11 protein-coding genes and 1 pseudogene are annotated in these 19,888 nt (G+C 54.0%); 4 read left to right on the top strand and 8 right to left on the bottom strand.

Features of this window, described 5'->3' with window-relative positions; all coding sequences use genetic code 11:
• Positions 1-9: 9 nt before the first annotated feature.
• The 8 genes and pseudogenes from HHI26_RS18890 to HHI26_RS18850 all read right to left on the bottom strand — a co-directional run bounded on the left by HHI26_RS18890 (position 10) and on the right by HHI26_RS18850 (position 15,185).
• Positions 10-489 carry a DUF2247 family protein gene (locus HHI26_RS18890; RefSeq protein ID WP_159338605.1) on the bottom strand — a complete coding sequence of 160 codons (480 nt, stop codon included), beginning with the start codon at positions 487-489 and terminating at the stop codon, positions 10-12.
• An 18-nt stretch (positions 490-507) separates the two neighbouring features.
• Positions 508-2,655, bottom strand: a pseudogene (locus tag HHI26_RS25695) (VENN motif pre-toxin domain-containing protein); the annotation flags it as partial.
• A 664-nt stretch (positions 2,656-3,319) separates the two neighbouring features.
• A complete protein-coding gene (locus HHI26_RS18880; RefSeq protein ID WP_171149509.1) occupies positions 3,320-3,931 on the bottom strand; it encodes a hypothetical protein in 612 nt (203 codons plus the stop codon).
• A gap of 311 nt (positions 3,932-4,242) precedes the next feature.
• On the bottom strand, positions 4,243-4,722 hold the full coding sequence (locus HHI26_RS18875; RefSeq protein ID WP_205945576.1) for a hypothetical protein: 480 nt from the start codon (positions 4,720-4,722) through the stop codon (positions 4,243-4,245).
• Between the two features lie 114 nt (positions 4,723-4,836).
• Positions 4,837-5,094 (bottom strand): EndoU domain-containing protein, encoded by a 258-nt coding sequence (locus HHI26_RS18870; RefSeq protein WP_171149508.1) that lies wholly within the window; start codon positions 5,092-5,094, stop codon positions 4,837-4,839.
• A gap of 551 nt (positions 5,095-5,645) precedes the next feature.
• Positions 5,646-6,119, bottom strand: a complete 474-nt coding sequence (gene cdiI / locus HHI26_RS18860; RefSeq protein WP_346775693.1) for a ribonuclease toxin immunity protein CdiI — start codon at positions 6,117-6,119, stop codon at positions 5,646-5,648.
• Positions 6,076-13,530, bottom strand: coding sequence for a hemagglutinin repeat-containing protein (locus HHI26_RS18855; RefSeq protein WP_171149507.1), 7,455 nt, complete (start codon positions 13,528-13,530; stop codon positions 6,076-6,078). The genes cdiI and HHI26_RS18855 overlap by 44 nt, the downstream gene beginning before the upstream one ends.
• A 50-nt stretch (positions 13,531-13,580) precedes the next feature.
• Complete coding sequence (locus HHI26_RS18850) at positions 13,581-15,185, bottom strand: ShlB/FhaC/HecB family hemolysin secretion/activation protein (protein WP_241008320.1); 1,605 nt, start codon at positions 15,183-15,185, stop codon at positions 13,581-13,583.
• Between the two features lie 711 nt (positions 15,186-15,896).
• Between HHI26_RS18850 and HHI26_RS18845 the strand changes: the two genes are divergently transcribed.
• From HHI26_RS18845 to HHI26_RS18830, 4 genes are all read left to right on the top strand, one after another.
• A complete protein-coding gene (locus HHI26_RS18845) occupies positions 15,897-16,931 on the top strand; it encodes a hypothetical protein (protein ID WP_133844695.1) in 1,035 nt (344 codons plus the stop codon).
• 368 nt (positions 16,932-17,299) lie between these two features.
• Entirely contained in the window at positions 17,300-18,037 is a 738-nt protein-coding gene (locus tag HHI26_RS18840) for a hypothetical protein (RefSeq protein ID WP_171149506.1), read from the top strand.
• 91 nt (positions 18,038-18,128) lie between these two features.
• A complete protein-coding gene (locus HHI26_RS18835; protein WP_133844691.1) occupies positions 18,129-18,611 on the top strand; it encodes a hypothetical protein in 483 nt (160 codons plus the stop codon).
• Positions 18,612-18,693: 82 nt separating this feature from the next.
• Positions 18,694-19,842 (top strand): tellurite resistance domain protein, encoded by a 1,149-nt coding sequence (locus HHI26_RS18830; protein WP_171149505.1) that lies wholly within the window; start codon positions 18,694-18,696, stop codon positions 19,840-19,842.
• The last annotated feature ends 46 nt before the right edge of the window (positions 19,843-19,888 follow it).

Genomic DNA, 19,888 nt, shown 5'->3' with positions numbered 1-19,888 from the left:
ATTGTATATCTATTTTTTAAACATTTTTTTACTATCTAAGTAAAGAGCCCATTTTTCATATAGTCGCTGAGTGTTTTCCTCAGGAGTATGTTTGCTTGGATCATAATTTTCATTTACTGGCATATATCTAACAAAAGACTCAATGTCCTCTGGGTAATCAAAATCTTCATAAATTTTTTCAACTTCTCCTAAAGGGTCTTCAATACTCTCCTTTAAAGAAAATAGTTGCAATAAGCTAATGTATAACCATTTTTCGTTATTGTAATCATCAGGTGAAGTTACAATTTTTTCTAAAAGTTCGTCTAGTCTATAAGTACTATTTTTATCAATTAATGATATTTCATTGACAAATTCATTCGTATTCCCAAGTAAAATTTCCTTGTTAGCATAGTTGACGAGGTCTTTCCACCCAATGAGGTGTTTTTTATATCCCCAGGAAATATCATCCCAGTTGAGTTCTATATCATCAATTATTGAGTTGAAAATCATTTTTTTCACCATGTTAATTTATTTTTTTACTCGTTGGTTTGGCATTCCATTAATAACACCACCAGAAATAAATCGTTGGTGAGTTATGGATCCGGATGGATCTACGATATATTCAAAGATGCCATTTCCACCGTTAAATGACCCATTTGCTTGTAGTAATGTCCTTTTAATGCCATCTCCACCAACGATAGTAAACACTTTTCCAGCTTCTAACTGCTCTTTAGATAAGAAACTTGAACTTCTGTGGCTTGGATCAGCTTTCAAACCACTACCCGTTCGATTGTAAGTTAGAATCTTTTCCGCAGTCTGGGATAAAGTTTTCTTCTCTTGTTCTATCAATAAGGTATTCGGTTGTTTAGTACTCAGATCCTTCGTATTTTTAGCATTTTGCGCTATACGTTCAAGCGCTGCCTTTTCTGCATCAACCAGAGACGTCGTACTTTTGGATGCAGTGGCTGGCACTCCGGCACCTTTCAATCCATATATTGTGCCACCAATAGCAGCCGTCGTGTGTATACCTGCCATTGTGTCATATAGGATCTCAGCCATCTGCGGGCTGATCTCATGAATAGCTGCCAGTTTCTGAATGTCAGCGACACGCTGTGCCTTTGCATCTGCGTTGGCGTACTTCCATATCTGCCCATCGGCTTTCCCGGCATCATCCTTATAGACCGCACGCATTGTGGCAATATATTCGCCATCCAGACTTTTATCGTAACTTTTTCCCATTTCTGACAGGGTTTGACGCATCCCTCGGCATTGTTCTGAGGATAGATTCTGACAGGCTTTATCTATAGCTTCATCAAATGCCAGATCCTTGGCATTTAGGTTTGCAATCAACTTATCAGCCTGCTGTTTCTTCTCACCTTCCAGATGAGGAAGCAGCCACTTCGTATCTTGCCGTACCTTTGCATCGTCCGCATACAGCGTATTATTCTCCGCCGTCGTCTTCCCTGCCTGCGCCGCATAAACCGCACTTCCGGTACTGTCCCCGGCCAGGCCACCGGCCAGCCCGGAGGACAGGGTTGCCAGAGCGCTCAGCGTCTGTTTCTGCGTTTCGGTCAGGTCAGCAACCGGGGTATCACCGTACAGCTGGTCCTTTAGTATCCCCGCCGTTATCTCGCCGAGCGCCGCGCCGGTCGCGCCCGCCGCGGCATTCTGCCCCTGGGCGGCCGCCAGCGCTGCGCCGACGATGGCGTGGGCCACCGCTTTTGCTTCGGGGTTATTGTCGATACCCATTCTGTGACCAATCGCCTCGGCCAGATACGGGGCTGAACCGTTAGCAATGGCCGCAGCGATATCACCGCCCGCCAGGCCCTGAACCACTGCGGTGGCGGCCTGGATACCCTGCTGGACGGCGCCGCCGGTGCCGAGCCCGGTGGCATTAAACGCCTGGTCGTAGAAGTTCTGGTAAACCTGGCCGTTGATGGCGTTCTCATCCGGGGTCTGACCCGGATGGGCTTTCACCCAGTCTTTCTGCGCCTGGTCCCTGTCGGCATCGGTGATACTGCCCATCCTGTCTCTGGCGTCTTTCGCCGCGCTGATGGCGCCCTGGGTACGCACAATATCCGACACCTGGGTGCTGATTTCGCCAATCAGCTGCGCCTGTTGAATGCGCTTCTGCTCTTTCTCTTTGTCGAATATCTGGCTGATGCTGCCGTTGGCGTTCTCCGCGTCGCGGCTGAGGTTTGCCACGTCCTGGGCCTGTTTATCCTGGTCGCGGATGAGCAGGGTGCCCTCGCTGACGGCGGCTTTGGTGGTGCCGCTGTCGTGGCCGTCTTTATTGACGCCCGCCAGCAGGGTGTTGGCCATGTTGCCGATGGCCTGGCCGCCGATGCTGCCCCCGGTGCTGAGGCCGATACTCTGATGCTCAACCTTATAGTCGGCCCGGTTGTGGATATCGCTGAAGCCGAGGGTGCCGGTGTCGAGCCTGTTGTTGTCCGCGGTGGCGGTGGCGCCGATAACCGCGCCGTTAAGCTGGGTGTGTTCACCGACGGTGACGTCAAAGCCGCCTTTGCCCGCGAAGATGCCGGTCAGCTCAACCACGCTGTCGTAGTTGCTGTGCATTTTGTCACGGCTGAGGTTGACGCTGGCGGAGCCGGTCATGGAGCCGAAGGTAAAGCTGCCGCCGACGCTGGCGTTCTGCTGCTTCGAGTCGTAGCGGTCTCATAAAGTAGACAGAAGGAATTTGTATTCCGAAAACCTACCTATACCACCTCATCTATCGTTAATAAGTGTTTTAGCCTGTCATGAATTACCTATTCTTTTTATGTTGAAAATATTGAATAAGACAAGAAGCTGTGCTTAAAAAGCAACCCGAACATATCGCGATCACTGCATATTCAATGAGACTTTCATAACCGAAATAAAATATACCTTTAGTTACATAGAAAAATATGGCCGCCAATAGTTTAATTATAATAAATATGAAGATCATCATTGATGATAAAATAAATGAAAGGTAGGTGAAGTAATGTATTTTTTTTCATTTCCCCACTCTTTTTTTGTTTCTTCGACGGTGTCATTTAATACTTTGTTTGCACTTTCGGTACTTGATTCTCCCGTTGGATTACTAATATTACTTACCAGGGTTTTCTATTTTTTTTGAAAAACTGTAACCCAATGAACCATATGATTCCTAAGGTAGATCCAATCATGATGCCTGAATGAGTATCATTCCATAAATCAACCATGCCGTACTGTTTCCACTGACTATCCTGTAAAAATAACAAAATCCTATCAGAAAAAGAAACAAAAATATTCCCAATGGTAAACGTTAGCGTGAATGCAGCCATAAAGAAGAATAGAAATAATAGCTCTCTAAATAATTTCATTTTATGGCACTCTCTGTTTTTTCTTCAAAGTGCTTACCCGCTCTTTCTGAGAAATAGGAACCAACTGCAGCACCACCCTGCGATGGTATAGGGCTTATTTTTGGTGGGTTTGTGATCCAAGGAAAAATCGAGTTTTTCGAGTCTTTGAAACCATTTTTCCAAGGATTTAGATATGCGTTTGTAATTTTTTCAACACCTAGCCCACTGTAATATCCTAAGAATGCTCCTCCTGCTGCACCCACCATTTTGGGGATTGGATTTTTATCATCAATCATACCATCTATGCCAGCCCCCACGGTGCTGACGATAACAGTTCCCGGCATTTTCATGCCAGTACTTACTCCCGCAGAAATCGTTGCAATAAACAAGCTTGCAGGATTAAATTGTTCTTTCGGGTCGTTGAGCATGTTCTGTATTTGTGAGGTTGTATTGGCTGCACCTGCAATACCTGCACCAACAAGCCTCTGAGCAACCGCCTGGCTTCCTACCCATTCACCAATTGCAGGTGCAACCGCTTTACTCAGCACGGGTATCGCCAAAGAAATAGTCGCAATTGCTGCTTTAGGTATATTGTTACTCCATTGCAGTTTCTCATAGTTATCAATCACTGGGTTAAGTTGATTAATACTATATTATGTCAGTTTCTTGCAATCTGTGTTGCAGCCTGGGGATTGAATTTATCTGAATAATTAATCTTTTTGTTGAGTCAGTTATTCTTTTGAAATCTCCCCCATCGTTCTGCTGCTGAGTAGCTTCAGCTTTGGATACAGGCTCTATTAGTCGATTTCGTTCTTCATTTGTGGAGGAAGGTTTTTATTTTTCTAGCTAGGGCGTGGTCTGTTCCGCACTCAGATAATTACTCTCCACTGTCTGGTTGTAAAAAAATCCCGTCAGCTAAGTGCGGGATTTTTATTAATTATTAATAAGGTAAACAATATGCCCCGTCTAAAGATTCATACTGTGTGATAGCATCTCTACCTTCTGCAAGATACTCAACATCGATTGGTTCTGGCGGGAAGTCTTTTGTATAAGATCCTTCCAGGAATAAACGATACTGCTCCAGCACATATAATGTTTGCTCTATGGTTAAAAGCACCTGTTGCTCTTCCACATACTCACACCCAATAAATACTTTATCATGCGTAACCATCACCCAATGGGCATTACCTATTCCGAAGTTGCCTTCAGTTGTTTTTCCTGATGCAAGCTCAGTGAGGTTTTTTATCCAGATGTCAACAGAATGAATACCATATTGAATGTCATTGGATAACCATCCTGAAATCTCACGTGCTCCATACCCCAATACCCCTCCATCAAAGGAGTTACGTATTTTCCCACCTACAGGAACAAATAAATTACTATTTTCATCCCACCAGAAAATGATTTTATCATTCAACATTACTTATTCCTCCCTGTATAAACAGGCCATGCAGTCGCACCTGTTCCATCGGGTTTGCCATAATAGCCTTGAATCTTCACACCGCTAGATGATTTCCCGCTCCACATTTCTGTATTAGGTTATTCTTTCAGAATTTTTGAACGCACTCTCAATCTCCTGAGCCGTCTGTCTTTTTGACCACTGCTCAGGGAAGAATGTAGTTTCAGCTTTCTTATTTATCCATTGTCCCGTTGCTGGATCTCTCACTGATATATATCCTGTCGAAACGCCATTGGAATCAGGTGTACCCGTGACCTTATCTACTTTAATATTTGAATCACGAATATAGTGGCCACCAGATCCAGCTTTTGTCCCATCCTTGAGGGTTTTCACTTCCCCGTTAAGGATATGATCCATCCTGATATATGCAGTTTGTGAACCTTTGCCAGCCTGCTCTTTAACCAGTTCCAGAGGTGTGGGGGAAGGTTTAAAGTCATCAAGATAGTCACCTGCTCTTTACTAGTATAAACACCACCGGTTCCGGTCTGCGCGAACCACTTAGTATTAGGGGAAGTGGCTATATCTCCGACCTCATTAATGATCTTCTCTGCCGACCAGTTATTCGGGAAAGTAGTTTTCCTGGGTGTCCTGGGAAAATATGACCACAACTCCCCGGCTTATCACCATACAAGATATGCTGTTTCATCTCTGGAGATAGAATATCGACATATTCTTGCTTAAGAATTGGTTTATCATAAGGAATATTATTGCCGTTGAATTTACCACCTGAGTGTTCAACATTAGGAACCGCCCCATTCGGCTTTTGACTAAATTCACCTTCACCGGCCTTCCATGTCGGTAACGATGGCTTAGGTACAACCTTCTATTGATAACTCACTGATGTATAGAGTAAAGACCCAACCGTAAGGGTTGGGGTTTTCAAATCATGAGGGAAATTTAGCCAGTAATTCGTTAACTTTTTCCGTATCTTCGGGGTGAAGCTTGAGATATTTTTCACAGGCTATACGGGTATACTGATAACAAGTTTCTTCACTGACAATGAATGTATCTGCTTCAGAAGGTGGATAGCCCGATGAAAACTCAACACCTTCAAAATGCTCACTTTCATCATAACTTTCCATATCTGGAAAATTACAATATGAACCATCAGTATTATATCCATGCCCATTGGCAAGACATTCAATTACTTCCATAAATTTTCGATCATTATACATGCGATTAAAATAAGACTTAACAATCCAATCATTGTTGGAATAATCGTATGGTAGCTCAAATAAAAATTCATTAAGCTTTGAAAACTCATCCTGATTAGAACTGATGATATTAGTCAAAATTTTACTCCCTTTTAAAATTCTACTTGGGGTGAAAGTTAGTAACTCGCCCAGTTTTCTGATCAAGATAAATCCTGAATATTACCCCACCTGCACTGGCATCATATTGATTCACTCCCTTCGATACAGCTTCTTTATATCCATTTGTAGCAGCTTGCTGACCTAAGTCTAAAATTTTATTATCAGTAAATATTTTAGGATCATAAATCGTCTTTGTCTCGAGATTTTTTTTATAGTTTCCAGTCAATTCCCCGGTACGATCTTTAGTAGGTATCAGATATTTTACTTCTGATATTCCCTTCACAGCCGTAGGTGTTTCACTCACAATTTTCACATTGTATTCCTCAGCCGCAGTGTAAAACGCATTGGAGTTATGTCCTCCCGAGATCCCATTTTTCTGTGTGAATCCATCGACTGTTGCCAGATGCTTCGGCTGATCAATTCTGAAACTCATCCCATCAGGGTAAGTAATAGTGGTGGTGCCTTTATCTATACTGGTTTTGTAATTCAATGAATTAAAGTCATATTTACCAATGGGATGCTCAACGTTCGTCACCGTCTTATCCGGTTTGGGACTAAATTCACCCTCTCCAGATTTCCAGGCTGATGGCGGTATATCAGGTATGGCTTTTTCAGCTTTCGATACTACTTTTGCTACAACCTTCTCCGTCAGTACCGCGCCACCTTTAACAACCCCTGCACCGCCAGCCAGCAGCCCGGCGATATCCGTAACCAGCTTACCGCCTTCAACACCCGCATTAAATGAACCGCTGGCTCCGGCTCGCTGGTATTCCGCTTCCATCCGATCGATACGGTCAATATAGGACTGTTTTACCGCGTCCGACACGTTGCCCAGTACATCTCCACTGTTAAACAGCGATTTCAGGGCGTCATAGGTTTCCTGCGGATTGCTGGCCGTTTTCACGATGCTGTCTATCGTGTCGTACAGCCCTGCCGGAACTCCGGCAATCATCCCCGCTGCATAGCTGCCATCCTGTCCCAAGTCTATCGCAGTCCATTTCGCCTGCGCTCCGGCTTTGCAGGCCAGGGTCTGACATGCTGCGATTTCTTTATCTTTCTGAGCCTGCTGTTTCTCGCTCAGATAGTTATTCTCCGCCGTCGTCTTCCCTGCCTGCGCCGCATAAACGGCACTTTCGGTACTGTCTCCGGCCAGGCCACCGGCCAGCCCGGAGGACAGGGTTGCCAGAGCGCTCAGGGTCTGCTTCTGCGTTTCGGTCAGGTCAGCAGCCGGGGTATCACCGTACAGCTGGTCCTTTAGTATCCCTGCGGTTATCTCACCGAGCGCCGCGCCGGTCGCGCCCGCCGCCGCATTCTGCCCCTGGGCGGCCGCCAGCGCTGCGCCGACGATGGCGTGGGCCACCGCTTTTGCTTCTGGGTTATTGTCGATACCCATTCTGTGACCAATCGCTTCGGCCAGATACGGCGCTGAACCGTTAGCGATGGCCGCAGCGATATCGCCGCCCGCCAGGCCCTGAACCACGGCGGTGGCGGCCTGGATACCCTGCTGGACGGCGCCGCCGGTGCCGAGCCCGGTGGCGTTAAACGCCTGGTCGTAGAAGTTCTGGTAAACCTGGCCGTTGATGGCGTTCTCATCCGGGGTCTGACCCGGATGGGCCTTCACCCAGTCTTTCTGCGCCTGGTCCCTGTCGGCATCGGTGATACTGCCCATCTTGTCTTTTGCATCTTTCGCCGCGCTGATGGCGCCCTGGGTACGCACGATATCGGACACCTGGGTGCTAATCTCACCAATCAGCTGCGCCTGCTGAATGCGCTTCTGCTCTTTCTCTTTGTCGAATATCTGGCTGATGCTGCCGTTGGCGTTCTCCGCGTCGCGGCTGAGGTTCGCCACGTCCTGGGCCTGTTTATCCTGGTCGCGGATGACCAGGGTGCCGTCGCTGACGGCGGCTTTCGTGGTGCCGCTGTCGTGGCCGTCTTTGTTGACGCCCGCCAGCAGGGTGTTGGCCATGTTGCCGATGGCCTGGCCGCCGATGCTGCCCCCGGTGCTGAGGCCGATACTCTGGTGCTCGACCTTATAGTCGGCCTGGTTGTGGATATCGCTGAAGCCGAGGGTGCCGGTGTCGAGCTTATTGTTGTCCGCGGTGGCGGTGGAGCCGATGACCGCGCCGTTAAGCTGGGTGTGTTCACCGACGGTGACGTCAAAGCCGCCTTTGCCCGCGAAGATGCCGGTCTGCTCAACCACGCTGTCGTAGTTGCTGTGCATTTTGTCACGGCTGAGGTTGACGCTGGCGGAGCCGGTCATGGAGCCGAAGGTAAAGCTGCCGCCGACGCTGGCGTTCTGCTGCTTCGAGTCGTAGCGGTCGCTGTCCTGCTCGCTGGTCATCGTCAGGTTGCGGGCGACGTCGGCCCTGACCGTCTCGCCGCTGACCTGCGCGCCCTTCAGGGTGGTGTCGCGGCCGCTGACCAGGTTCACCGCCTGCCCGGCGTTAAGCAGCGTCTCCGTATGGGTGGTGCCATTGCCGCTTTCGTGGCCTTTGCCCTTGTTGAGGCTGGCGGAGACGCTGATGCCGAACCCGCCGGAGCCAACGCCGATGCCGACCCCGACGCTGCCGCCGCTGCTCCTGTTGCTGCCGGTCAGCAGGGAGGTGTTCTGCGCGGACGTCAGGGTGATATCGCGGTTAGCCGTCAGGTCGATGTTTTTTCCGGCCTGAACGGTGGTGCCCTGGAGCAGGATATCGCCGTCGGTGCCGCCGCCGTTAGCGGTGATTTTTACGTTATCCCCGGCGGTCAGGCTGCCGCCGCGGGCGGTAACCTGCTCGCTGTGCTGGGTGGACGTAGACGACTGAGAACCGTAAGAGAGGCTGATACCGACCGTATTGTCTGACGCGCCCGGCGTCCCGGACTGGGCGCTGGCCAGGCTCGCGGCCTGAGCGGCCTGCACCCCGGAGAGTGCCGCTTTGGTCTGCTGCAGGGCGGCGATGCGGCTGTCCTCGGTTTCCTGCGCCTGGTTAGCGGTCTCGACGGCGGTATTGAGCGCGCTGCCGACGGCGCCGGAGAGGGCGAGGGTTAAGCCGCTCTGTTTCTGCTCGACCCTGTGAGTCTGTGCGCTGCTGTCGCTGGCGGCGGTAATGGCAACGTTTTTGCCCGCCAGGCTCATCTCTTTCGCGGCAATCAGCTCAGCGCTGCGGGCGGAGAGGTCGTTGCCTGCTTCAAGGCTGAGGCTGCCCGCGCTGCTGCCGACGGTGCTGATGGCGTGGGCGGTGCTGTTGCCGTCGTCGGTGGTTTTGACGCTCTGACGGCCGTAAGAGAAGCCGATACCGCCGGTCCCCATCAGGCCGGATTTGCTCTCTTTGATAAGATGGTTTTCCTGACGCTGCTCTTCGGCGGTGTCGAGGGTCAGGTTATTGCCCGCCGCCAGCCGGACGTCGTTTTCGCCCGCCACGTTGCTGCCGCGTACCGTCAGATTGTTACCTGCCAGCAGGGTCACGCTGTCGCCGGTCACGTTGCTGGCGGTTGCCTGGGTGGCCTCGATCTCATCGTGGGTCTCCAGCGAGCGGCCGGAGAGGAAGCCCTTGCTGGTCTGCCTGCTGTGTTCGGTCAGATGATACGCGGACTCCCCGGCCACGATATTCATATCGTTCCCGGCCACCGCGCTCAGGGCGTCGGTGGCATTGATCGAGGCCGCAAGGGCGTTCAGGTCATTGCCTGCCGACAGCTGCACGCTGCCGTTGCCGGCGATCTGGCTGCCGACGTCGCTGCGCTGGGTGAGGTCGCGATAATTATCGCCGCCCCAGTCGCCGCGTTCGCTGTGGGTGGTGGCGATCGTGCCGAGGTTAAGGTTGTGCCCGGCGCTCAGCACGGTGGTGCTCTCTTTGCCGTTATTACCCACCAGAGTGGCGTTAAGGTTGATGTCGTTCACGCCCTGCAGGACCAGTTTGCCGCTGTCATTCTGGACGTAAATCCCGGCGGTGCGATCCAGGCTGCGGTTGCTGTCATCGCCGCTCAGGGTGCTGGTACTGTTCAGGTTGCGTCCGGCAGTGACCTGCAGGGCATCGTCCGCCAGCAGTGTGCCGCCCACGTTGTTGAAATCGGTGAGGGTGGCGATATCGATCGTGCCGCCGCGGATCAGACCGCTGTTAGTGACGTTGTTCGCCGCGATGGCAGTGATCTCGCGCCCGGCGAGGGTGCCGCTGTTGTTGAGGTCGTCTGCGGCCTGCAATGCCACGCGGTTGCCCGCCATCAGGGATCCATTGCCATCCACGTCGCCCTCTTTCACCCGCACATACACCTGCGGGACCAGCACGCGCTGGCTGCTGCCGTCCGGGAGCTGAACGGTCTGCTCTACCATCCACACCATATCTGATGTCAGCAGGGCCATCTGTTCCGCGCTGAGCGCCACGCCCGTGGTGAGGTTGTGCTCACGGGTAAAGGCGACACCGGCATCCATCAGGGCCTTGTACTGGGCATTATCATCGTCGAAGCCGCTGAGATAGCGCTGGCCGGTCAGGCTGGTGACCTGGTTGCGGATCAGCTGCTGTTCATAGAAGCCGTCGCCGAGGCGTTTAAGGATCGTATCCCCGTTCGGTGACAGGGCGTTCTGCATATAGTCGGAGCCCAGCCAGGTGCGCTCTTGGGTAAAGCGCGGATCGGTCTCCACCAGGTAGTGGCTGGTCGTGGAGGCGTGAACCGTATAGAGGCTGCCTGAGGGAACGCGGGTGTCCCCGACGCCGGTGCGCACGACTTCGCCGCTGCTGTTTTTCGCGCTTTCCCACGTCTGGCCTGCAGGCAGCGCCACCGGGCGATCGCTGCCGCCCTGGGCCGGGTTATTGTCTTCCCATGCCATCGTACTGAGGGAGATAGTCTGGGTCACCGGAGAGGGGCGGTAGCTGTTGGACTCTTTCCCCTGCGAGGTTTTGGTACCGCCCAGTTTCTTTTTCTTTTTCTTCGCATACCAGCGGGTCTGGCTGCCAATGTCGGTGATGATTTTCACCCCACTGGTGGCATCATTATTGAGCAGGCTAATCACCCCACCCAGCACCTTCGCGGCGATGACCTGGCTGTCCAGGTTATTCATCTGGTCGCTGTTAATGGTGAGGTTGCCGCCGGAGAGAATTTTCCCCGGATCGCTCTCAATAACACGCGTTTCCTGGACGGTGCGGGTGTAGTTGTATTCGTAGAATTTATCGCTGCTGCTGCCGTCCGGCATTTTCGCCGAGTGGACGCCGTACTTATTTTTCTGACTGGTGTTAACCTGGCTCCAGTCGTAGCGCTGAGTCTTGCCGCTCAGCACGGCTTCATGGTGGCGGCTGGTCCCCGTCACCACCACGTCCGTCACCAGATGGTTATTCAGGTTATGGATAGTCTCCATATCAAGGCGCATATCGCCGCCCGACTCAATGGTGGCACCGCGATTGGTCAGCACTCCGCCGCGCCCGGTGGCGTTCAGATTCGTGTCCAGGCTGCCGCCTATGCCCATCGCACCCGCGCTGTAGATCAGCCCATGGCCGGTGTTGTTCAGCGCCCCGGCGGCGATATCCAGCCGATCGCGGGCCGCCACGGTCGCGGCCACGCCGTTTTCTGCCCCGTTATCCAGGGTGTTCGCCTTAATAGCGATATGGTCGCCGTAAATACGCCCGGCGCCGAGGTTGGTGAGGGTGCCGGTGTCAATATGGGTCAGGGTGCCGTCGATCAGGCCCCGGTTGACCAAAGAATCGCTCAGTAAGAGATGGGATTCACCGCCCCCCAGCTCCGCGTCCCGCGCATTGGTGGCGCTGGCGGCCTGCAGCGTCAGCGTCTTACCCGCCAGCAGTTTGCCCTGGTTGTTCACGGTGCCGCCGCTGGTCAGCGTCAGGTCGCCATTTGCCAGCAGCAGGCTCTGGTTGGTCATGCCCTGCTGCAGGCTGAGGTTCAGATCGCCTTCGGAGAGGATTTTTCCGTCGCCGCTGACCGTATCCGCCGTGATGTCCATGCGCTGCCCGGCGACAAGGTTGCCCTCGCGGTTAGTGATGCTGCGGGCGTTGAGGTCCACATTTTTGCCGCTCAGGGTGCCGCCGTCATTCAGCAGGCGGCCTGTGCTGCGGGCCTCAAGCTTGCCGGTGGCGTCCACGCTGGCCAGGCTGAGATCCAGATCGCCATGACCGGCGTCCAGGGCGGTATTGCCTGTTGCCGTCCGGCTGCCGCTGGCATCAATCCCCTGAGCGTTGGCGGTGAGGGTGCCGCCGGCAATATTTTGTCCCTGCAGGGTCAGGCGACCGTGGCTGGAAAGGGTGACGTTGCCATGCTCGCCTGCCTGCCCGTCTTTATCGATACCGGCGGCAACGGTGCTTTGTGCGGTCGCGGTGATGCGGTTTCCGCGCAGGGTCAGATTATCGGCGGTGGCGAGGGTGCCGCTGTGTTCGATTTCGCCCCGGCTGTTCACCTCCGCACTCCCGCCAGCGTAGATTTTTCCACTATTTCTGACGCTGCCTGCGGTCAGCCTCATATCACCCGCGCTGTTCAGGTTGCCGCTGTTATCAATCTGGCCATCGGCGGTGACCACCACCGTTCCGGCCTGGGCCCCGATATTCCCGGCGTTGCGCACGCCGACACCCGCTTCGCTCCCGGTGAGGCGGATTTTTCCTGCATACATCCCGCCCAGGCTGGCAACATCCACGGCAAGCTGAGGACGCGTCGCCGCATCACCGTTTTTGGCCACGATTTTTTCATGGGCGGCATCAACGGTGCTGGCCCCGGCGGTGACCTTCAGGTCATTGGCCCAGAGTCCGGCGTTCACTTTTACCGAACGGGCGATAATGTCGGTGTAATCCTGGCGGGAGGTATCCATCCCTTTGCCCTGAATAACGATATCGCCCTTGCTGACGTCGTAGCCGGTCAGGTTGCCGTTGTTCAGCTGCGCCTGCCCGGTAGTCAGGGTGGCGCGGTTGGCGTTGATAAAGCCGCAGCCGTCGCAGGTAATGCCCGACGGGTTGGCGATCACCACCTGGGCCTTTTTGCCCGCCACTTCGATGTAGCCGTTAAGCTGACTCGGATTGCGTGAGTTCACTTCGTTAAGGATGATTTTGGCTTCACCGCGCGACAGCCACGGGTTGCTGGCCACCATACCGCCGATCTGGGTGGAGGCATGAGTACGGCTGTTGTTGAGGATGACGCCTTTGTTGTTCACGTCGAACTGGCTGTAAACGTTGCGGGAGACCCCGCCCTGGCTCGGTGTCTGGATATTGACCTGGGGTGTACCGTTGGCGCTGCTGATAATAGTCGGCTGCTGCGAACCCGGCGCGCTCTTATCGGCCACGACATTGGCCGTTGCCGGTTGCACTGCGCCCAGTGCCAGCAGCAGGCCGAAGGCGAGGGCATTCAGGCGAGTGATGCACTGACGCTGCACGCTGGCGGTGCCAGACGCCGGGCAGGCTACCGCACGACAGCTTCGGGTGATTTCTGCCACCACGACCAACATACCGCGTGCTTTATTGAACACGATACGATACAGATTTTTATTCATCCTTAAATCCCACTCATCAATGGAAACCCGTTATGTCGTGAGGTGACGACTCAGTAACTCCAGTTCAGGCTAAAACCCAGGGTGTACGGGCTGGTTTTAAAGCCGTCAGGTCTCGAGAAGGGCACGCCCGCAAAGGCGTCGTACCCGGTATTAAAAACAGTGCCGCGCAGGCCGGCAACGCCGCCTGCCAGATGTTGACCAATCAGCATGCCTGCGCTGCTGGTGCCGCCGACTTCGCCGTAATCCGCGCCCAGATAGAACTCCTGTTGCGGCAACGGCGTTTGCCAGGCGAGGTCATTGCGCACGAACCAGCCACGGCTGGCGCTCAGGTTGCGTTCGCCATCGAAGCCGCGCACCGTCCAGCGTCCGCCGATGGAGAATTCATCCTGCGGCGTCAGGGGCATTGAACTCATCTGGCGCAGATACTGCACGTTGTAGCGGAACGACTCGCCGACGATCTCAAAGGGGATATCCAGACCGGCGCTGAGGGTGACGATTTTGCTCTTCGCCGTGGCGTCGCCGTTGTACTCCTCCGGGGCCGGGATGGCCCCAAACCAGCGGGTACCGCGCTGATAGCTGATGCCCGCATCCAGCGTGCTTTGCCCGATATAGTGACGATGGGACAGCCCCAGCCGCCAGGCGGCGGTCTTGCGATGCTGCACCTCGACCTCGGTATCGGCGATGTAGTTGCGCGATTCACTGGTCAGCACGTCCCAGCTGACGGACGTCTTCTGCGTGCCGCTGCGGTGCAGTACCCGGCTGAGCTGGACGTCGAGGTTTTTGCGTTTGCCGCTGTAGAGATAGTCCTGATTCAGGCCCGCCACCGTCTGGTGATAGTCATAATCGCTGGCCGTGGCGCTGGCCATCCAGTAGCCAAAAGGCACCGAATAATGGGCGGTGATGTTTTTACTGCCTTTATCGTCGCCGGTTTTGAGGCTGCGGGTGCCGGAAAGATAAAAGAGATCGCTTAGGGAGAAGGGGTTATCCAGCGACAGGGTCGCACCACCCTGATAACGCCCGGTGGCGACGGAACCTGAGTCATCCAGCGAGGCCCCCAGGCGCCACATCTTGCGCTGTTGCCACTGCACCACGATATCGCTCTCGCCCGGCAGCTCGCCGGGTGCCACTTCCATATTGGCCTCCACCGTCGGCAGACGCTGCAGGTTTTCCAGCCCCTGTTCGATATCACGCAGGTCGAGCAGGTTTCCGGCATGAGCAGGGAAAGCGGTCCAGAGGGTCAGCCAGCGATCGCTGTCGGGGCTCCGTTTCACCTCGTGAACGTAGCCGGGCATGATCACCAGCGACAAGGTTCCACGGGTCAGATCCTGATTCGGGGCCAGTACACGGGAAGTTACATAGCCGTGGTCAATCAGGCGATTTTGCAGGGTGCTCATCAGCTGATTAATGCCCTTCCCGCCGAGGCAGTGGCCTTCACCCTGACGGGCGAGGCGCTGCAGCGGCAACCAGTGCGGCAGGGCCTCCTGGCCGCTCAGTTTCACCCGGTCTATCTGAAAGCAGGGGGTTTCTGGCGCAAAGTGAATGCGGCCAAACGAGGAGGAAGGCGGCGAAAGGCGCACGTCCGGGGTGGGCGGTGTCAGGGTTTCTTCCAGCGCTCTTTGCCGCTGCTGCTGGGACTGAAGCGTCCGGTCGATCATGTTCTTTTCAGCCGCAGGACGCTCAGGTGGAGGGACCGGGGCGGCAGACGGGGAAGAGGGGATCATCAGCGCGATAAGCGTGAAAGCTGAAAAAATGAACGGCGTTGTGCCGCGGGCCGTCCCTGTCGGTGTGTTGCGCATCATCCCTGTGACTTCTCTTGATTTTTTTATGAAAGTGCTTAATAAACAAACTGCGCGGATGATAAAAGAATTGTTAAGAGCTGTAAATATAAGTGTGAGTGTTAACAGGGCAGTTTCCGATAATTCTTAGAATAAAGTTTTCAAAAATGTCTGGGACTGAGGGTGGCGTTTACAGCCCGGTTTTATCCGGTGCTACGGATGGTTTTTTCGTGTTTATTCCGCAATTTCAGGCGCTTTTAGGGGAGGGCTGTCTGGAGAACTCGGTGTTGTCCAACGAAGCAGGGCCAGTTGTTTCATGAATTATTCAGCAATCCCTCGTCCCAATCGCAAGCCTATCGGGGTTGGCGAGAGACGGATACCCGCAAAAGGGAAAGAGGAACGTTCAATATCGTTAATGGAACGCCTGGTCGACATTTTTATCAGAAATGAACGGCTGGCCCGCGGTGTGCTCACTCTTTCCCCGGCGCATCCCGACCAACAACAGGCCCCGGATAGACGATGCATGGTCACCCCTTGCATCTTCCCCTCACTCCCTTAAAATTTCCCCCTCTCTGGCGTAAGGAACATCGGATGTCACAGTACTGGTGGAAGGACCTGCACGACCGCAATCATGCCTGGCTGGGGCTGGAATTACAGAGCCCGAAACCCACCATGCAGCCCATTCTGGAGATGCACAGCGGGCATCATGGCCGCATGGCGCTATCACTGCGCGGTGCGCCGCTGTTCTGGGCTTCGATGCTAAAAGACCATTCCGGCCTGTGGCGGGTGTTTAACGCTGAGCATCCTGATCCATATGCGTTATTACCGCCCATTACTTCGCTGGCGCTGGAGTCGATTCGTCGCTCCGGGCCAGAGGCGTGGATGGGCGAATGGTGCCGCTATTTTGCCCGCCATTTGCTGACGCCTGACGTTCCGCTGTTATCCGCCGGCCGCTGGCTGCTGCGCCCGATGCTACCCACCGCACCCGTTGCACCTTATTCCCTTCAGCAAACGTCTCCGGTGGAAAGCTGGCGTTTTCACGCCCCTGCCCGCAGCGGGAATATCGGTTTTAGCTGGTCACTCTTCGCGGAAGATATGCCGAACCTGATGGCCCCGACGCGCGTCTCGCAGGTTGACTGGTGGTGGAATGGCACCCCGCTGCTGGCCCGTTACGCCCTTCAACCGCACGCAGGGCGCCTGAAATGGTGGCGCAAGAAGAGCCGGGAAGGGGCGCTGCCGCCAGTACTGGTGCGCTTCATTGCCGGGCTGGGTTCATTCGTTATTCTTGATGGTCACTACCGTTTACAGGCCGCCATCGAAGAGGGCATGCCGCCGCCGTTTCTGGTGCTCAGTGAACTGGGGGAAAGAACCTTCCCGACGGACCCGGCGCATCAGGAAAAGATCGTGCGTGCGCTGGCTGCCCAGCAGCAAAAGAACCCCGCTGTGAATCTTGATGGCGTGAATCAAACGCTGATTAATCTGTATGACAGCCACGATCTCTATGCCCCTGCGTACAGTCGTGCCGTGCTCGGTGATGGCGAAGGCTGGGCGCGGGAGGTCACGGAGTATTTGTGCAGAGATGATGAGCAAGCGGTATTAGAGAAAATCCTGAAGCGTATCGTCTGACCGAGTGCTTGCGCCCCTCAGGCGGTCCCGCCCCCCTAAAAGCCCCTCTCCTCCATTCGTAGAAGAAAGCCTGAACGGTCAGGTTCAAATTTGATTACATTTATTCATGAAACAATGTATAAAAACATAAAAAAATTTACGAATAATCTTATGTACAAAAAATAACCAGAATCAGGATGTCGAGCACTTGCGCCCCCCGATGAGATTATTTAATCCTCTCTGCTGGCCGCCAGATGTTATCCCGCGATAACACCTCTTCCGTTGCGCGATAATCCTGAAAGAATATCTCTTCTTAAGACAAATTTTCACAAAAATGAAATTAACGGGTCACACACACAGCCCGTCCATTATTTAAGGATGAAACACTGATGAAGATTTTTAGCCGTAGCGCAACCTGTTTACTTGTTTCTGCCACTCTGCTTCTGAGCGGCTGTGCCAATACCGGCAGTTCTCTGTTGTCCGGTACAAAAGCCGACCCGCGACTGACCAGCGGTGAGCAGGCTAAGTTCTTTAGTGCATCGGGCGCACAGGGTTGTGGAGTGGGGGCCTTAACGGGTGCTCTGGCGGGCGCGGGTATTGGCGCGCTGGCCGGTAACGGTAAAAAAGCGCTGGTCGGTGCTGCCATTGGGGGCGCCGCGGGTTGTGCGGTGGGGATGACGGCTAACTACTACCTGGATAGCCTGAAAAAAGATTACGCCACCACTGCTGCTCGCCTGCAGGCAATGGGCACTGACATCCGCAAAGATACAACGGCGGTAGAGAAAACCTCTACGGCGATGAAACAGGTCATCAGTGACAACCAGGCAACTCTGACCCAAATCAGCATCCAGAAAGATAAAGCCGGTTTTGATAAAGCCAGCGCCAATAAGCAGCTGGATCAGATTGATGCCAATATCAAAGAAATGAAAAGCCAGATTAAAGTCATGAAAGACAAAGATGCTGCTTATAAAGTCGCCCTGCAGGGACAATCAACGACGAATAAAACAGATAAAACCAATCTGGCCGCATTAAATAAAGAATATACCCAGCTGAATAGTAAAATCGCCGCTCTGGAATCAGAAGCGAACGGTCTTTACAGTCAGCGCCAGGCTATTTCACTGGGTTAATGCAGAGGGGCTGACAGAACTGTCAGCCCCTTTTCACACCTGTTACTGGCCTTAAAACCTTATTTGTTTTCCTCATTTCATGGAACATTTCATGAGAAAATATGTATTACTCGCTTCAGTATTGCTTACCGGTTGTGCCACCTCTCCTCAGGACTGCGACCTGCAGGCGCAAGATCCCAGCTTCCTGACGAAATTGAGCTGCACCACCTCCGGTGGCTATCGGCAGAAAGTCAGTGAAGAAGAGCAGAAGGTCCAGCTCAGTCAGTGGGAAAATCAGCGCGCCAAACAGGATCTGGCCAATACCCAGAACCGGCAGCAGGTCACGGATCAACAGCTGAGCAATGAACAGGTGCGACTGCAGGCAGCGCGTACCGATCTGGCGCAGACAATGAAACGCCTTAAATCCGACAACGTCAAAAGCAAAGCCAGCCAGAAAGAGATTAAACAGTTGCAGGCACTGCAACAGCAAGCGCAGCAGGCCACCAGCGCCAGCGACGTTGCCGCTATTGAGAAAAAAGTGGCCGACGCCAGGAAAAGGGTGGAAGCACTGGAGCAGGCGAACACGCTGCAGTAACGCGCCCTTTGATGTGACGATATGCTGATCCGCCGCGAACCGGCGGCGGATGCCAACGATAACCACAAGACGACCCTGTGTAATGCAACGATTAACACGTGCAGCGCCGATTAATGATTCTACTCTGGCCACCTATGAGGAGACGGTTGCGATTATCCAGCGCTATCTCCCTCCGTCTCTTGCGCTGGTGTTTGCCACCGCCCGGCGCGATCCTGCCGGGCATCTGGAGTGGTGGACCGACCGCCAGGGCGTTGCCCGGCCATTGTCGGCACTGAATGAAGCGGAACAGCAGGCGCTCCACAGCAAGCTCCAGAATTACCGTGGAATACTGGCCGGGCTGATTGAGCAGCTGACCGCCCGTGGCGAGGAGCAACCCGCTCAGGCGTTGCAGCAGTTACTCGTCCATTCACAGCAGCTGGACTGCTATGCGGTCGGCGATGAACCGGTTCTGGTGAACTGGGTCATTGTGGCACCGGAGGCCCCGCCCCCGGTGGTGGTGGTGCCGTGGTGGCGACGCGCGCTGCCCTGGCTATTGCTGTTGTTGCTTTTACTGTTACTGCTCGCCCTCGCCTGGTGGTGGTATCACCATCGTTCTCACCCCGAGCCCGTGGTGCCGGCACCGCGTGAAACCCCCGCTGCCGTTGCCCCCACGCCACCCGCCAGTACTGAACTGACGCAGGATAACCCCAGTATTAACCTTGCGAAACGCAAGGATTTCGGGCGCATCAAAATCAACCTGACCTGGAAACAGGGCCAGCAGCAGCAGCCTATCGACCTGGATATCGCCGCGTTTGTCCGCTTTAAAAATGGCGACATCAGCGGGGTGGAAGCCCTCAGCCACGCCGCGGGCGACTATGAAAAACCGCCTTACATCCAGCTGAAAGAAGATTTGCGTAACGGTAACAACCAGGACGGTGAGTGGCTCTTCATCAACGGCAGCCGCTGGGCGGAGATTGATGAGGTACTGATTTACAGCTTCATTTTTGGCGGAGCCAGTAACTGGCAGGGCACCGATGCGACGATCACGGTGCATGTACCGGGCCAGGCGCCGATCAGCACCACCCTGAAGGAGGGCAGTCAGCGCAATAATGTTGCGGCGATCGCCCGATTAAAAAACGTCGATGGCGAGATAAAAGTGGAACGCCTTAACCGCTTCTTCCGCGATCGGGAGCCGATGGATAAGTATTACGGCTGGGGATTTAAATGGAAGCCGGGTGCGAGCAAAAACTAGCCACATTCATTATAACGTTCGTTCATTCACAGCGTGACAAGGTTTA

This window comes from Erwinia sp. JH02 (genome assembly GCF_013074405.1).
GTDB lineage: Bacteria > Pseudomonadota > Gammaproteobacteria > Enterobacterales > Enterobacteriaceae > Erwinia > Erwinia rhapontici.
This window is presented reverse-complemented; position numbering and strand designations above follow the sequence as displayed.

Bases quoted from the DNA above. Each gene is read 5' to 3' on its own strand.
- HHI26_RS18830 (WP_171149505.1), top strand. From the start codon at position 18,694: ATGCAACGATTAACACGTGCAGCGCCGATTAATGATTCTACTCTGGCC.
- HHI26_RS18890 (WP_159338605.1), bottom strand. From the start codon at position 489: ATGATTTTCAACTCAATAATTGATGATATAGAACTCAACTGGGATGAT.
- HHI26_RS18835 (WP_133844691.1), top strand. From the start codon at position 18,129: ATGAGAAAATATGTATTACTCGCTTCAGTATTGCTTACCGGTTGTGCC.
- HHI26_RS18855 (WP_171149507.1), bottom strand. From the start codon at position 13,530: ATGAATAAAAATCTGTATCGTATCGTGTTCAATAAAGCACGCGGTATG.
- HHI26_RS18840 (WP_171149506.1), top strand. From the start codon at position 17,300: ATGAAGATTTTTAGCCGTAGCGCAACCTGTTTACTTGTTTCTGCCACT.
- HHI26_RS18845 (WP_133844695.1), top strand. From the start codon at position 15,897: ATGTCACAGTACTGGTGGAAGGACCTGCACGACCGCAATCATGCCTGG.
- HHI26_RS18875 (WP_205945576.1), bottom strand. From the start codon at position 4,722: ATGTTGAATGATAAAATCATTTTCTGGTGGGATGAAAATAGTAATTTA.
- HHI26_RS18850 (WP_241008320.1), bottom strand. From the start codon at position 15,185: ATGATCGACCGGACGCTTCAGTCCCAGCAGCAGCGGCAAAGAGCGCTG.